Genomic DNA, 14216 nt, shown 5'->3' on the forward strand with positions numbered 1-14216 from the left:
CCACCGACCGCCACCGGCGACGGTGCCGCCGGGCGCTCGAGAACCGGTCAGGACGCGGTGGTGTCCGGCGCTCCAGTCGCCCTCCAGATCGGCTCCACCGGGCTGGCCGAGCATGGGCGCCGATCCGCCCGGCCGGAACGTCCGGGTGGCCGGCAGCCGCCTCGGGCCGCCGTGGCGGGGAGGAAAGGACGATGATGACCTGGATATCCGGGCTGCTCGGGGTCTCCGCGCTGGTGGCCAGCGGGATCACCGCCGGGGTGCTCTTCGCCGTCGCGGTGAGCGTGTTGCCCACGCTCTTCGCGCTTCCCGCGGGCACCTACATCCGGGTGCACCGGCTGCTGGGCAAGGGCTACCACCCGGTGATGCCGATCGTGGTGAACGTCGGGATGGTCGCGGACTTCCTGCTGGTCCCGGTCGCGCTGGACGCCGACCACGGCAGCTGGCTGCTGTTCCTGGTCGCCGGGCTGCTGCTGGCCGCCAGCCAGTTCGTCTCGCACCTCGGCAACGTGCCGATCAACCGGCAGGTCAAGCGGGTCGACCCGGACGCCGTACCGGCCGACTGGTGGGATCCGCGCCCGAAGTGGCAGGCGCTGCACCGGACCCGCACCTCGCTGGCGGTGGGCGCGCTGGTGCTCAACGCGATCGCCGTGGTGACGCTGTGAGCGCCCCCGCCCCGGCGGTCGACCTGCTGGGCCTGGCCGGCCGGCGGTGCCTGGTCACCGGGGGCACCCGGGGGATCGGCCGGGCCGTGGTCCACGCCCTGCTCGACGCGGGCGCCTCGGTGCTCACCTGCCACCGGGGGGACGCCGCGGCGGCGGTCGCCCTGGCCGAGTCGACCGACGTACCGCAGCGGTTGCGGGTGGTGCGGGCGGACCTGACCGTGCCGGCGGACCGGGAGCTGCTCGCCGCCGCCTGCCGCGAGGAGTTTGGTGGCCTGGACGTGCTGGTGAACAACGCCGCGGTCGACGGCGGGACGCCGTTCGCGGGGATGTCCGACGCGGAGTGGCGGCGGGTGGTCGACGCGGACCTCACCGCGGTCGCCGCGACCACCCGGGCGGTGCTGCCGCTGCTCGGCCCCGGCGCGTCGGTGGTCACCGTCGGCGCGGCGCTGGCCCTGCGGGGTGCCCCCGGCCGCAGCCACTACGCCGCCGCGAAGGCCGGGCTGCTCGGGTTCGCCCGCGCGCTGACCAAGGAGCTGGGACCGACCGGGATCCGGGTGAACACCGTCGCGCCCGGCCCGGTCGCGTCGCCCGGCGAGGAACCACCTCCGCCGCTCGCCGCCCGGCTGCGGGCGATGGCCGCGCTCGGCCGGCAGGCCACCCCGGACGAGGTCGCCGACGTGGTGCTCTTCCTCGCCGGCCGGCTCTCCGGCTACGTGACGGGCACCGTCGTCCACGTCGACGGCGGCATCTGACCAGTCCCACGACACCTCAAGGAGTGACCATGCCGTTCGGTGCCATCAGCTACGGGGTACGACCCGGCCACGAGGACGAGATCGCGGACATCTTCGCGGCCGGCAGCTTCCAGCGCGCCTCCTCGCCCACCCTGCGCGACCCCTCCGGCGCGGTGGTCGGTCGCCTCCTCGCCACCGGCCTGTTCATCCAGGAGACCGACATGGTGCGGGTTATCCAGTTCGAGGGCAATGGCGCGGCCATCGCGCGCCACATGGGCTCCCAGCCCGGCGTGCACCGGGCCGAGCAGCAGATCGCGCCGTACCTCGCCGAGGCCCGGGACACCGGCACCGTCGAGGGCTTCTCCGCCCACTTCAGCCGCGCCGCGATGCGCCCCGTGCAGCAGCACGTGCGCCGCGACGACGTGGCCACGGCGATGCTGGCGCTGCGCTGGCCGGTGGTGCCGGACGCCGCGCCGGAGATCGGCGGCGCGCTGGCCGCCACCCCGCCGATCTCCGCCGAGGACGGTCCCGTGCTGGCCACCGCGGCCTTCGTCCGGGACCGCACGCTGGTCCGGATCTACCAGTACGAGGGCGAGCTGGCGGCGGCGCTGGACCACCTCACCGGCTGGTCGGGGCGGGCGCTGGAGTGGGAGCGGCTGCGGCCGTACGTGCTGGGCCCGGTGGTGGCCCTGCCGGCCCCGATGCGGTGCATCTCCCAGCTCTCCGTGCTTAGCCTGCCGGCCGCCGCCCGCGGCGCCTGACCGCCTCCCGTCGCCCCGCTCCGGTCGCCCCGGCACCGCTTTCCGGTGCCGGGGCGACCTGCCGTTCCGGCCCCGACGCCGGCCCGGCGCGTCGGCGCCGGCTCTCCCGCCGGTCGCGGATCCCCGACGTGGCGGTGTCCGGCTGTGACGGATGCCGCCACCTCGGCGACCCGGAGCCGATGGTGGCGTCCCGCGCAGGGTGACCGGGCGCGGTCCGGCGCCCGCGCGAGGTCGCGCGGGCGCCGGCACGGGAGTGGAAGGGGGTCAGGCCGCCGGGATGCCGGCGGTGAGCAGGCGGCGGATGCGGACCCGGCGGGCGACCAGGAGCAGGCCGACGGCGAGCGCGACGACGGCCAGCGCCGCGTAGTAGGGCGGTTGCGGCAGGGTGGGGGCGAGCTGCCCGATCCGGCCACCGACGGCCGCGCCGACCGCGGCCGACAGCCACCACAGCCCCATCATCTGGCTGCGGTAGAAGGCGGGCGCGGCGGTGCCGGCGGCGCTGATGCCGACCGGGGCGAGCGCCAGCTCCCCAGCGGCCTGAAGCAGGAAGACCAGCAGCAGCCAGACCGGCGACACCGGTCCGTCGGCGGCCAGCACCGCCACCGCCGCCATCAGCAGGTAGCTGGCGGCCACCAGGCCGAGGCCGAGCGCGAACTTGACCGGTACGCCCAGCCGGTCGCCGAGGCGGACCCAGAGCCAGGCGGCCAGCGGCGCCACGGCGAGGATGAACAGCGGGTGCAGGGACTGGAACCAGCTGGCCGGCACCAGGAAGCCGAAGACCTCCCGGTCGACCGACTCCCGGGCGAACTGGCTGAGCACCGAGCCGGACTGCGTGAAGATCATCCAGAACACGGCCGAGCTGAGGAAGAGCCGGATGAAGCCGGACACCCGCAGCCGCTCCACGGCGGTGATCGCCGGGTGCCGCAGCAGCCGCCGGAACAGCACCACCGGGACGGTCAGCACGGTCAGCCCGAGTGGGATCAGGGCGTGCTCGATGCGCAGCGTGCCGGCCAGCGCGTCAACGCCGAGCAGGGCGGCCACCACGGCCACCAGGTACCCGGTGCGGCGGAACAGCCGCCGGCGGGCGGCCGGCGCGATCGGGTGCGCCGGCTGGGCACCGACCGTCCCGAAGTGCCGGCGGCCGAGGGCGAACTGGAGCACTCCGGCGTACATGCCGACGGCCGCGGCGGCGAAGCCGAGGTGCCAGTCCACGGTCTCGCCGAGGAAGCCGGTGACCACCGGGGCGATCAGCGCGCTGACCTGGATGCTCATGTAGAAGATGGAGAACGCCGCCTCCCGGCGGGTCACCTCGCCGTCGCCGTAGAAGTCGCTCAGCAGGACGCCCATGTTGGGCTTGAGCAGGCCGGTGCCGGCGACCAGCAGCCCGAGCCCGGCCCAGATCGACCAGGCACCGGGCAGCGCCATGCAGGTGTGCCCGGCGGCGATGACCAGGCCGCCGGACAGGGTGGCCCGCCGGGCGCCGAGCAGCCGGTCGCCGACCCAGGCGCCCGGCACGGCGGCGAGGAAGACCATCGCCATGTAGAGCCCGAAGAGCGCGGTCGCGGTGCCCACGCCCAGCCCGAGGCCGCCGTCGGCCCGGGGCGCCACCGCGTACAGGAACAGGATCGCCTGCATGCCGTAGAAGCTGAAGCGTTCCCACATGTCGGTGAGGAAGAGGGTGACGAACCAGCGCGGCATGCCGGCGAGGCGGCCCGGCGCGGTCGTCGGCGCGGGCGGCGCCAGTTGGATCCGTGTCATTGCGTCCTCCCGGTCCGGCGCGGGAGGCGTCCCGCGCCCCTGTCCGCGGCAGGCTCGCACCGGCTACTCGACGGGGGCTGGACGACCGCTCGACGCCCCGGGGTGCGGCGATGGGCCGGGCCCGCTCCGGTCACGGGGGGACGGGTCAGATGCCGACCGCCCGGCGGATCCGGACCAGGGCCTCGCCCAGCGCTTGCCGGCACTCCTCGATGGCGTGCGCGTCGGCGGCGTTGCCCTCCTGGAGGGCCCGGCGGGCGTCCTCGCGGAACCGGTCCACCATCTTCTCGACCTGCCGGGCGTTGTTCCCGAAGGCGAAGTAGTCGCTCCACTCGTGACGCCACTCGGCGCCCCAGGAGAGCGCCTCGCGCCACTCCCGGGGGCCCCAGTTCTCCGGCCCGGTCGCAGTCCGGTCCGGCTCCGCCGGCACCGGCCCGCGCTGCGCGTCCGCCCGGCCGGTCGGTGTCGGCTCGGCGCGCCGTTCCTCCACCGCGTGCTCCGGCGTCGCGGCTTCCTCGGCGGCGCCCTCCGGCCCGCCGGCGGCCGGCTCCGGCTCGTCGCCGCGCCGGAACCAGCCGCGCCGGTTCTCCGGGGCGCGTACCCGCCGGCCGCGCCGGGCCTCGGCGCGCAGCCCGGCCGCCTCGGCGCGGACGTCGGCGTCGGCCTCCCGGGTGATGTCGGCGATCGACCGGTCGATCTCGCGGGACAGCTGGTCCAGCTCCGGGGCGCGCCGGCGCAGCTCCTCCTCCCCGCCGGAGGTGATCCGGTAGATCTTCCGGCCGCTCTCGTCGACCTCCCGGGAGACCAGACCCTCGGTCTCCAACCGGGACAGTCGCGGGTAGACGGCGCCCGCCGAGGGGGCGTACGCGCCGGCGAAGGTCTCCTCGATCAGCTTGATCACCTCGTAGCCGTGCCGGGGCTGGTCCCGGAGCAGGGCGAGGAGGTAGAGCTTGAACTGGCCGTGGCCGAACGGGGACGAGGGTGCTCTCATCGCTGCTCCTCGGTCCCGATGGCCGGCGCGGGCGCCGCCGGTGGCGGGGTGGGCGTGCCGGGCCCGGCCTGCCGGACCAGCGCCACCTGGCCGGAGACGGTGGTGCCGCGCACCTGGACCGCCTGTGGGGCCCGACCGCGGCGCAGGCGCAGCCCGACCGTCGCGCCGCCGGAGGTGCGACTCTCCAGGCCCGGCGTGCCGTCCGGCAGCTGGGTGACGACCCGGCCGCCCTCGGTGGTCAGCTCGACGTCCAGGCTGGCCGCGTCGTCGGGCACGCCGACCAGCAGCGGGCCGGAGACCGCGGCCAGGTCCAGCGCGACGGGCTCCCGCCCGGTCACCACGGTCACCTCGCCGGAGACCGTCTCCAGGTGGGCGCGGCCGGTGCAGCCGCGGGCGAGGATCCGGGCGGAGACCGTCCGGGCGCGCAGCTCGGGACCGCCCCGGTCCACCACGATCTCGCCGGTGAGGCTGGTCAGCCGGGTGCTGCCGGAGAGCCCGACGGCGACGATGCCGGCGCCGACGGTCTCCACCTCGACCTCGGTGCCGGCGGGCAGGGCCAGCGCCAGGCGGCACCGGCGCCGGAAGGCCGGCGGGAAGTCTCGCCACCAGGGGCGGTGCAGCCCGTGGTCGTGGCGCAGTTCGAGCAGGTCACCGGTGAGGCTCGCGCGCAGCGGCGGGCCGGCGACGTCGGTCACTTCCAGCAGCGGCGGGCCGCTGGTCAGGTCGACCTCGCCGCCGACGACCCGGACCCGGACCCGCCGGGCGGGCGGCAGGTCCAGCCGCTCGCCCTCGCGTACCTGCCACTCTCGCACGCCACACTCCTTCGGGCCGACCGCCTGTCCGGACCAGCATACCCACTATCGCGATAGTGTGACGCGCTATATCTCATCGGCGCCGGCGCGGGGGTGCGCCCCGATCGCCGCGCACCCCCGCGCCGGCGGCTCAGGCGGTCCGGGGCAGCCCGGCGTCCCAGAGTCGCAGCTCGAACTCGGCCGCCCGGGCGAACAGCGCGGCCAGCCGCTCCCGCTCGTCCGGCGCGGCGTCCGCGCCAACGGCGTCCGCCCGTTCCAGGGTGGCCTCCACGATCGGCAGGTACGCGTCGTGCAGGAGGGTGTCGATGAACTTGCGGTAGGCCTTGTCGGGCGAGCCGCGCCGGCGCAGCTCCTTGCTGAACTCGGCGTGGAACCACATCCGCGGCAGCGTCGCCACCACCACGTCGGCGTACGTGCCGGTGTGCGCGACGGCGGTGATGAAGTCGTCGTACGCGGGATCGACGGTCTCGCCGGGCTCGGCCGCCTTGCCGCCGAGCATGCGCAGCACCGCCACGCTCTTGCCGGTCGCCGAGTAGCTGGAGCCGATGGCGATGCCGGCGAAGTGCGACAGGTCTGCCAGCTCCGGCGCCCGGGCGGCGAGCAGGGCCTGGGCCCTGGCGAAGGTGCCCAGGTGGACGATGTCGGCCCGGATCAGCCGGGCCAGGTCCGCCTTGGGCAGGGTGCCGTCGCAGATGCCGACCGGTACGGGGTGGGCCAGCAGGGCGTCGAAGCTGGCCTCGCCGGCGGCCCAGAGTTCCTTGCGAAATGACATCTCGTTCCTTCCACAGCGGTACGGGTGGCGGCCGGCGCTCGCCCGGCCGGCGGGTCGGGTACGCGGTCAGTTGTCCAGGTCGAGCCGGACCTGGTACATGTCGAGCCACGAGTTGAGGGTCAGCACCTGCTCGATGTGGGTGCGGTTGACCCAGGCGATCGGGCCGTTCGCCAACTTGGCCGGGGTGTCCAGCAGCCGCCGGGCGGCCGCGATGTCGACCAGGGCGTGCGCGGGCTGGTCGGGGTCGTCCAGGATCTCCCGCAGGGACTCGCTCAGGTAGCGGGTGTACAGCGGGTCCTGGGTGACCGGGAACGGGCTCTTCTGCCGGTCCAACACCTCGGCGGGGAGCAGGTCCAGCCCGGCCGCGCGCAGCAGGGCCTTCTCCCGGCCGTCGTGGCTCTTGAACGCCCACGGCGCGTTGAAGACGTACTCCACCAGGTCCGGGTCGGTGTACGGGACGCGCACCTCGAGCCCGACCGACATGCTCAGCCGGTCGTCCCGGGTGAGCAGGTGCTGCAGCCAGCGGGACAGGTGCAGGTGGGTGATCTCCCGCATCCGCTTCTCGGTGCCCGTCTCGCCGGGCAGCTGCGGCACCTCGGCCAGCGCCTCCCGGTACCGGTCGACGCTGTAGGTCTCCAGGTCGAGCAGCTTGAGCAGCCCCGGGTCGAACAGCCCGCTGCCCAGCCCCGGCCCCTCGCAGAAGTGCTGGTAGAACGCGATCCACGGGAACGCCTCCCGGTGGATCAGCTCGGGCACCCAGGCCCAGTGATAGCCACCGAAGACCTCGTCGGCGGCCTCCCCGCAGAGCGCCACGGTGGCGTGCCGGCGGACCTGGTCGAAGAGCACCCAGAGCGAGGCGTCCATGTCGCCGAGCGGGGTGGGGCGGTCCTGGGCGGCGATGGTGCGCCGGCGGATCTCCGGATCGGCGAGCCGTTCCGGCGTGATCACCACCGGGGTGTGCCGGGAGCCGACGTGCTCGGCCACCATCCGGGCGAACGGCGCGTCCGGGGTGTCGCGGACCTCGTCGGCGCGGAACCGCTCGGTGTAGCGGGTGAAGGTGACCGAGAAGGTCTGGATCGGTTCGGCGCCGCGCCGGGCCCGGGCCTGCGCCGCCAGCGCGGTCATCACGCTGGAGTCCAGGCCGCCGGAGAGCAGCGAGCCGACCGGTACGTCGGCGACGAGCTGGGCGTCGACGACCTCCTCCAGCTTGCCGCGGATGGTGTCCACGGTGGTCGGCAGGTCGTCGGTGTGCGGCCGCGAGGCCAGCCGCCAGTAGCAGCGGTGCCGGATGCCGGTGGCGTCCACGGTGACCACGTGCCCGGGGCGGACCTCCTCGACCCCGGCGAAGACGGTGCGTCCGGGGGTCCAGACCTGGGTGAGGATCTCCCGCAGGTTGTCCGTGTCGGCGCGGGGCGCCAGCAACCCGGTGGCGAGGATCGCCTTGATCTCGGAGGCGAAGAGCACCCGCCGGTCCGGGGTGCGGTGGTAGAAGAGCGGCTTGACGCCGAGGTGGTCGCGGACCAGGACGAGCTTCTCGGCGCGGACGTCCCAGATGGCGAAGGCGAAGATGCCGTTGAGGTGGGTGCCCAGGTCCGCACCCCATTCCAGGTAGGCCCGGAGCACCACCTCGGTGTCGCCGTCGGTGTGGAACCGGTGGCCCCGCCCGGTCAGCTCCGCGCGCAGCTGCCGGTAGTTGTAGAGCTCACCGTTGTAGCTGAGCACGGCGAGCTCCCGGCCGTCGGCGTGGGCCGTCATCGGCTGGGTGCTGGCCGCCAGGTCGATGACCGCCAGCCGGCGGTGGGCCAGGTGCGCGTGCGGTGCGGTCCACAGTCCGTCGGCGTCCGGGCCGCGGCAGGCGAGGGTGCCGGACATCGCGGTCACCGGTGACCGGTCGGTGGGCAGGGTGCGTTCGAAGTCGACGAGACCGGCGATGCCACACATGCGCGTGCTCCCCCTGAGTTCGTTGGGCCGCCCGGGTGGTGACCCGGACGCCGGACGCCCGGCGGGCGCGGGCCGGCGGGTGGCGTCGCCCCGCCGCCGACCGGCCGATCCTCGGGCCCGTCGCTCGAGTCCCGCTGGGCCCGGGATCCAGGGGGCGCTCGAGCGGCCGTCGACCGACGCTTCAGGGTGGACTGGAACAGTCGCGACTGTCTCGCGACACTCGCGACCGATCCGCAGCGGACGTGTTTTCGCTGGTGGCAGTCGTCTTGTCGGCACTCTGCGGAACCGCCTTGACCGTTTGCGTAGTTGCGATATAGCGTGACTGGCCGAGAGTTGTATCGCGATATCCCCGTCAAAGGAGTCGTCATGACCGACAACACCGCCCCACCCCTGGCCGGCACGCGGCCCGAGTCGCCCGACCCGCCCGACCGTCGGCGGTGGATGGTGCTGGTCATCCTGCTCGTCGCCACCTTCATGGACCTCCTGGACGTGACGATCGTGGCGATCGCCGTGCCGTCGATCCAGCAGGACATCAGCGCGACCTACACCGCCGCCCAGTGGGTGCTGGCCGGTTACTCGCTCGCCTTCGCGCTGCTGCTCATCACCGGTGGCCGGCTCGGCGACATCGTCGGCCGCAAGCGGATGTTCCTGCTCGGCATGGGCGGCTTCACGCTCGCCTCGGCGCTGTGCGGCCTGGCGCCCAACCCGGAACTGCTGATCACCTCGCGGGTGCTCCAGGGGGCCATGGCGGCGATGATGGTGCCGCAGGTCATCTCCTCGATCCAGGTGATGTTCTCGCCGAAGGAGCGGGTCGCCGCGTTCAGCGTCTACGGCGGCGTCGCCGGTCTCGCCACGGTCAGTGGGCCGCTGCTCGGCGGGCTGCTGATCAAGGCGGACATCTTCGACCTCGGCTGGCGGACCATCTTCCTGATCAACGTCCCGATCGGCCTCGCCGCCCTGGTCGGCGCGCTGGTGCTGATGAAGGAGCTGCGCACGCCGCACGCCCTGCGGCTGGACCTCGCCGGCGTCGGCATCATCACCGTCACCATGCTGCTGCTGGTCTACCCGCTGATGCAGGGGCGCGAGAAGGACTGGCCGACCTGGATCTTCGCGATGATGGCCGCGTCTGCGGTCGGGTTGGTCGTGTTCGCCGTCCACCAGCGCCGGCGCTCCGCCCGGGGCGGCTCGCCGCTGGTGCCGATGGAGCTGTTCAAGGAGAAGGCGTTCGTCGGCGGACTGCTGGTGAACCTGGTGTTCTTCGCCGGGATTGTCTCCTTCTTCCTGGTCTTCATCATCTATCTCCAGGCCGGCCTCGACAAGTCGGTGCTCGCCGCCGCGATGGCCAACCTGCCCTGGTCGGTCGGCATCGCGCTGGCCAGCGGGGCGTCGTTCCAGCTCGCCCCGAAGCTTGGCCGGACCGTGCTGCACATCGGCACCGCGCTGATGACCGCGTCGATGGTCGCGATCATCCTGACCATCCAGTTCGTCGGCACCGACGTCTCGGTGTGGCACTTCGTGCCCAGCATGTTCGTCGGCGGCGTCGGCATGGGCCTGGTGGCCCCGCTGCTGGTCGACGCCGTCATCTCCGGCGTCCCGCACCACGAGGCCGGCTCCGCGTCCGGCGTGCTCAGCGCCGTCCAACAGGTCGGCGGCGCGCTGGGGATAGCGCTGATCGGCGTGATCTTTTTCGGCCTCCTCGCTGACCGCGCCCAGGGCGTCGCGGAGGCCAACACCGCGCCGATCCGCGCGGCGCTGCAGTCCGCCGGCGCACCGGTGGACGCCCAGCGCCAGGCGGTGGCCGGCTTCGTCCAGTGCTTCGTCGACCGGTCCGCGGAAGAGGACCCGACCGCCGTCCCGGTGAGCTGCCGCGACACCGACCAGGCGGCGCCGGCCGCGGTCACCCGCGCATACACCGACGCGGCCACCGACGCCCGTCGCGAGCTGTTCAGCGACGCCATGAAGTGGACCGCCTGGTACAACGCCGGCGTCTTCCTCCTCGCCTTCCTGCTGGTCTTCCGGCTGCCGCGCCGGATCAACGTGCACGCCGAGGCGGAGGCCGGCCTCGACGAGGAGACGCCGGCCGACTCCACCCGCGTCCACTAGGCCGCCCGCGCCGCCGTAGGTGGCGGCCGTCCAGACAGGCCGGTGTCGGGGGCTGGCGCGCCCCCGCGCGGTCCCCCCCGGGTCCCCGACACCGGCCGCCCGCCCCCGCCTAACGGAGAGAGGACAGCTGTGTTCGAGCCGTCGATCCCCGCGTACGACGACAACTTCAACTACGACTTCCTGGTCGCCCTCGTACTGCTCGGCTACTGGGCCGTGCTGGCCCGGCGGCTGCACCGGCTGCCGCACGCGCCGACCGCCGCCCGGCTGCGGCGCTCCAGCCGCCGCCTGGCGCTCGCCGCCGTGATCGGCGCGCTGTTCGTGCCGGCCCGGCTGGTCACCTCGCTGGTGCTCTACGGGTACGGCTGGCACTTCGCCGCCGACCGGCTGCTGATCGGCGTACCCGTGGTGGCGCTGCCGGTGCTGGCCACCCTCGTGCTCACTGTGCCGGCGCTGCGGCGGCTCGGCGCGCCGGCGCCGCAGGGCGCGGCGGAGACCGAACCCGCACCGGCGACCCGCGCCGCGGCCGCCGCGCCCCGGGTCTCGTTCCCGGCCCGCGCGGTCGCCGTGGCCGGGCTGGTCTCCTTCGTCATGATCCTCTTCGCGCCGGCCCCGCCGCTGCTGCTGCCGGCGCTCGTCAGCTACGCCGTCCTGGCGCTGGTCCTGGTGGTGATCTGGCGCCGGCACGCCGACCGGGTGCGCGCCGGGGTGGTGCGGCCGCTGCCGCGCGGTGCGGCCCGGGTGCGGCGGGCCGCGGTGGCCACCGGGGCCGTCCTCGTCCTGATCGGCGGCTACGCCGGCTGGGACTGGCAGACCAGCAAACTGCCCGACGACTACCGCATGACGGAGCACGCGATGACCTATGGCACAGGCCCCGGACCGGTCGACCACGCGGCGCACACGCACCGCGCCGGGCTGCCGGACCGCCCGCTGACCGAGTTCACCGGCCCGGCGGGCAAGCCCGACAAGCGGTACACCCTCATCGCCACCGACGCCAAGCTGAAGCTCAGCTCCGGCGCCACGGTGGACGCGACCGCCTTCAACGGCCAGATTCCCGGCCCCGAGCTGCGGGTCCGCCAGGGTGAGCTGGTCGAGGTGACCCTGGTGAACCGGACGGCGGACACCCCGACCACGGTGCACTGGCACGGGCTCGACGTGCCCAACGCCGAGGACGGCGTCGCCGGTCTCACCCAGAACGCCGTGCCGCCCGGCGGCAGCCACGTCTACCGGTGGCGCGCCGAGCAGGTCGGCACCTACTGGTACCACTCGCACCAGGCGTCCTCCACCCAGGTCCGGCGCGGCCTGTTCGGACCGCTGGTGATCGACCCGGCGCAGCCCGGCCCGGCCGGGGTGCGGGAGTTCGTGGTCGCCGCCCACGTCTTCGACACCGACAAGGGCGACACCAGCACCCTCAACGCCGCCGACACGCTCCGGCCGGAGGCGGTCGCCCCCGGCACCCCGGTCCGGATCCGGCTGATCAACGCGGACAACTTCCGCAAGTACTTCACCCTGGCCGGCACGCCGTTCCGGGTCAGCGCGGCCGACGGCGGCCCGGTCAACGCCCCGACCGACCTGCACCGGACCAAGCTCATGCTCGGCGGCGGCGGCCGGTACGACCTGGAGTTCACCATGCCGTCCGCGCCGGTCCGGCTGACCGACCTGGCCGCGGTCGGCGCCGGCCTGCTGCTCAGCCCCGACAGGCAGGGCGACCTGGCGCCACTGACCGACGGGCCGGAGTTCGACCCCACCCGGTACGGCAGCCCGGCGGCCACCCCGTTCGGACCGGACAGCGACTTCGACCGCAGCTTCGACCTGGTGCTGGACAACCGGCCCGGGTTCTACGACGGCCAGCCCTACTACCTGTGGACGATCAACGGGCACGTGTCACCGCACGTGCCGATGCTGATGGTGCGCGAGGGCGAGCTGGTCAAGGTGACGATCAGCAACCGCAGCTTCCTGGAACACCCCATGCACCTGCATGGTCACCACGTTCTGGTGCTGAGCCGCAACGGCCACCGGGCCACCGGCAGCCCACTCTGGCTGGACACCGTCACCCTGCTCTCCGGGGAGTCGTACGAGCTGGCCTTCCGGGCCGACAACCCCGGGCTGTGGATGGACCACTGCCACAACCTCACCCACGCCGCCATGGGCATGACCATGCACCTCGGCTACGAGGGGATCAGCACCCCGTTCCACGCCGGCCGGGCCACCGGCAACACCCCCGAGTAAGGCCGCCCCGTCCCGCACGGCCGCCACCCCCGTCCACCAGGGCGGGGGATGGCGGCCGTCGCCCGTGGCGCTGCCGGCTCGGCGGGGAGCGTCGAGCCGGCCTTGAGAGGAACTGGACAGCTCCCGGGTGCACTGGCAGCGGCCCGAGGAGAGGCCCGTGGCCACACAACGGGAAGGTGGTGCTGATGAGCGCATCGGACGCCGACGTCGGCGCGGTCGTCACCGGCATCGGGGTCACCGCGCCGACCGGCATCGGGATCCAGGCGCACTGGCAGTCGGTGCTGGACGGCAAGACCGGGATCGGCCGGATCACCCGCTTCGATCCGGAGAGCTACCCCGTCCGGTACGCCGGGCAGGTCCCCGGCTTCGCCGCGCGGGAACGGGTGCCCGGGCGGCTGATCCCGCAGACCGACCACTGGACGCACCTGGCCCTGGCCGCCGCCGACGACGCCCTCGGCGACGCCGGGGTCGACCCGGCCGGCCTGCCGGAGTACGAGATGGCCGTCGTCACCTCCAGTTCCTCCGGGGGGACCGAGTTCGGCCAGCACGAGATGGAGCGGCTGTACCGCAACGGCCCGTCCTGGGTCGGGGCGTACCAGTCGATCGCCTGGTTCTACGCGGCGACCACCGGTCAGGTGTCCATCCGGCACGGCATGCGGGGCCCCTGCGGGGTGATCTGCGCCGAGCAGGCCGGTGGGCTGGACGCCCTGGGGCAGGCCCGCCGGCTGGCCCGCTCCGGCTACCGGCTGGTGGTCAGCGGCGGCACGGATTCGTCGCTGTGCCCGTACGGACTCGCCGCGCAGCTGGCCACCGGCCGGCTCTCCACGGTGGACGACCCGCTCCGGGCGTACCTGCCCTTCGACGCGGGGGCGAGCGGGTACCTGCCCGGCGAGGGCGGGGCCATCCTGATCGTGGAGAGCGCCCGGCACGCCCGCGAGCGGGGCGCCGGCGAAGGGTACGGCAGCATCCTGGGCTACGCGGCGGGCTTCGACCCGCCGCCCGGCTCCGGCCGGCCCCCGGCGCTGCGCCGCACCATCACCGCCGCGCTGGCCGACGCCCGGGTCGACGCGGACGGCGTCGACGTGGTCTTCGCCGACGCCGCCGGCAGCCCCGACCTGGACCGGGCCGAATCCGCGGCGATCGGCGCGGTGTTCGGCCGGCGCGGGGTGCCGGTCACCGCCCCCAAGACCCTCACCGGCCGGCTGTACGGCGGTGGCGCGCCACTGGACGTCGCCACCGCGCTGCTCGCCGTCCGGGACGGGGTCGTCCCGCACACCGTCGGGGTGACCGAACCCGACCCGGACCTGGACCTGGTCCTCGGCGAGCCGCGGGAGCTGCCGCTGCGGCGGGCCCTGGTGCTCGCCCGGGGCCACGGCGGCTTCACCGCCGCCCTGGTGGTCGGCACGTCCCACCGCTGACCGGCACCTGCCGGATCCACCTCGACACCCGCCGGATCGAGCAC

General features: G+C 74.3%; 11 protein-coding genes. 6 read left to right on the top strand and 5 right to left on the bottom strand.

The genetic code is table 11. The features are described 5' to 3' along the window. The first annotated feature begins 191 nt into the window (after positions 1–191). The 3 genes from I8N68_RS08275 to I8N68_RS08285 are packed head-to-tail and all read left to right on the top strand — an operon-like array spanning position 192 to position 2154. Positions 192–662, top strand: a complete 471-nt coding sequence (locus I8N68_RS08275) for an anthrone oxygenase family protein (RefSeq protein ID WP_234038948.1) — start codon at positions 192–194, stop codon at positions 660–662. After that, positions 659–1414 carry an SDR family NAD(P)-dependent oxidoreductase gene (locus tag I8N68_RS08280; RefSeq protein ID WP_200209256.1) on the top strand — a complete coding sequence of 252 codons (756 nt, stop codon included), beginning with the start codon at positions 659–661 and terminating at the stop codon, positions 1412–1414. The genes I8N68_RS08275 and I8N68_RS08280 overlap by 4 nt, the downstream gene beginning before the upstream one ends. Positions 1415–1443: 29 nt before the next feature. After that, positions 1444–2154, top strand: coding sequence for a SchA/CurD-like domain-containing protein (locus tag I8N68_RS08285; RefSeq protein WP_200209257.1), 711 nt, complete (start codon positions 1444–1446; stop codon positions 2152–2154). A gap of 264 nt (positions 2155–2418) precedes the next feature. Here I8N68_RS08285 and I8N68_RS08290 read toward each other — a convergent pair whose 3' ends face one another. From I8N68_RS08290 to asnB, 5 genes are all read right to left on the bottom strand, one after another. Beyond that, positions 2419–3912 carry a peptide MFS transporter gene (locus tag I8N68_RS08290; RefSeq protein ID WP_200209258.1) on the bottom strand — a complete coding sequence of 498 codons (1494 nt, stop codon included), beginning with the start codon at positions 3910–3912 and terminating at the stop codon, positions 2419–2421. Positions 3913–4057: 145 nt separating this feature from the next. Beyond that, a complete protein-coding gene (locus I8N68_RS08295; RefSeq protein WP_200209259.1) occupies positions 4058–4900 on the bottom strand; it encodes a PadR family transcriptional regulator in 843 nt (280 codons plus the stop codon). After that, on the bottom strand, positions 4897–5712 hold the full coding sequence (locus tag I8N68_RS08300) for a DUF4097 family beta strand repeat-containing protein (protein ID WP_200209260.1): 816 nt from the start codon (positions 5710–5712) through the stop codon (positions 4897–4899). Before I8N68_RS08300 ends, I8N68_RS08295 begins: the two co-directional genes overlap by 4 nt. Before the next feature lie 130 nt (positions 5713–5842). Next, positions 5843–6484: a thiaminase II/PqqC family protein gene (locus tag I8N68_RS08305; protein WP_200209261.1), complete on the bottom strand. Its 642-nt coding sequence runs from the start codon at positions 6482–6484 to the stop codon at positions 5843–5845. A gap of 66 nt (positions 6485–6550) precedes the next feature. Further along, entirely contained in the window at positions 6551–8425 is a 1875-nt protein-coding gene (gene asnB, locus I8N68_RS08310; RefSeq protein ID WP_200209262.1) for an asparagine synthase (glutamine-hydrolyzing), read from the bottom strand. A gap of 366 nt (positions 8426–8791) precedes the next feature. On the opposite strand from asnB, the gene I8N68_RS08315 reads away from it, so the two are divergent. The 3 genes from I8N68_RS08315 (at position 8792) to I8N68_RS08325 (ending at position 14172) form a co-directional block, all read left to right on the top strand. Then, on the top strand, positions 8792–10528 hold the full coding sequence (locus I8N68_RS08315; protein ID WP_200209263.1) for an MFS transporter: 1737 nt from the start codon (positions 8792–8794) through the stop codon (positions 10526–10528). 129 nt (positions 10529–10657) lie between these two features. After that, positions 10658–12754 carry a multicopper oxidase family protein gene (locus I8N68_RS08320; RefSeq protein ID WP_200209264.1) on the top strand — a complete coding sequence of 699 codons (2097 nt, stop codon included), beginning with the start codon at positions 10658–10660 and terminating at the stop codon, positions 12752–12754. A gap of 185 nt (positions 12755–12939) precedes the next feature. Then, positions 12940–14172: a ketosynthase chain-length factor gene (locus tag I8N68_RS08325; RefSeq protein WP_200209265.1), complete on the top strand. Its 1233-nt coding sequence runs from the start codon at positions 12940–12942 to the stop codon at positions 14170–14172. Positions 14173–14216 lie beyond the last annotated feature (44 nt).

The sequence above is a fragment of the Micromonospora coerulea genome (assembly GCF_016598485.1).
Classification (GTDB): domain Bacteria; phylum Actinomycetota; class Actinomycetes; order Mycobacteriales; family Micromonosporaceae; genus Micromonospora; species Micromonospora coerulea.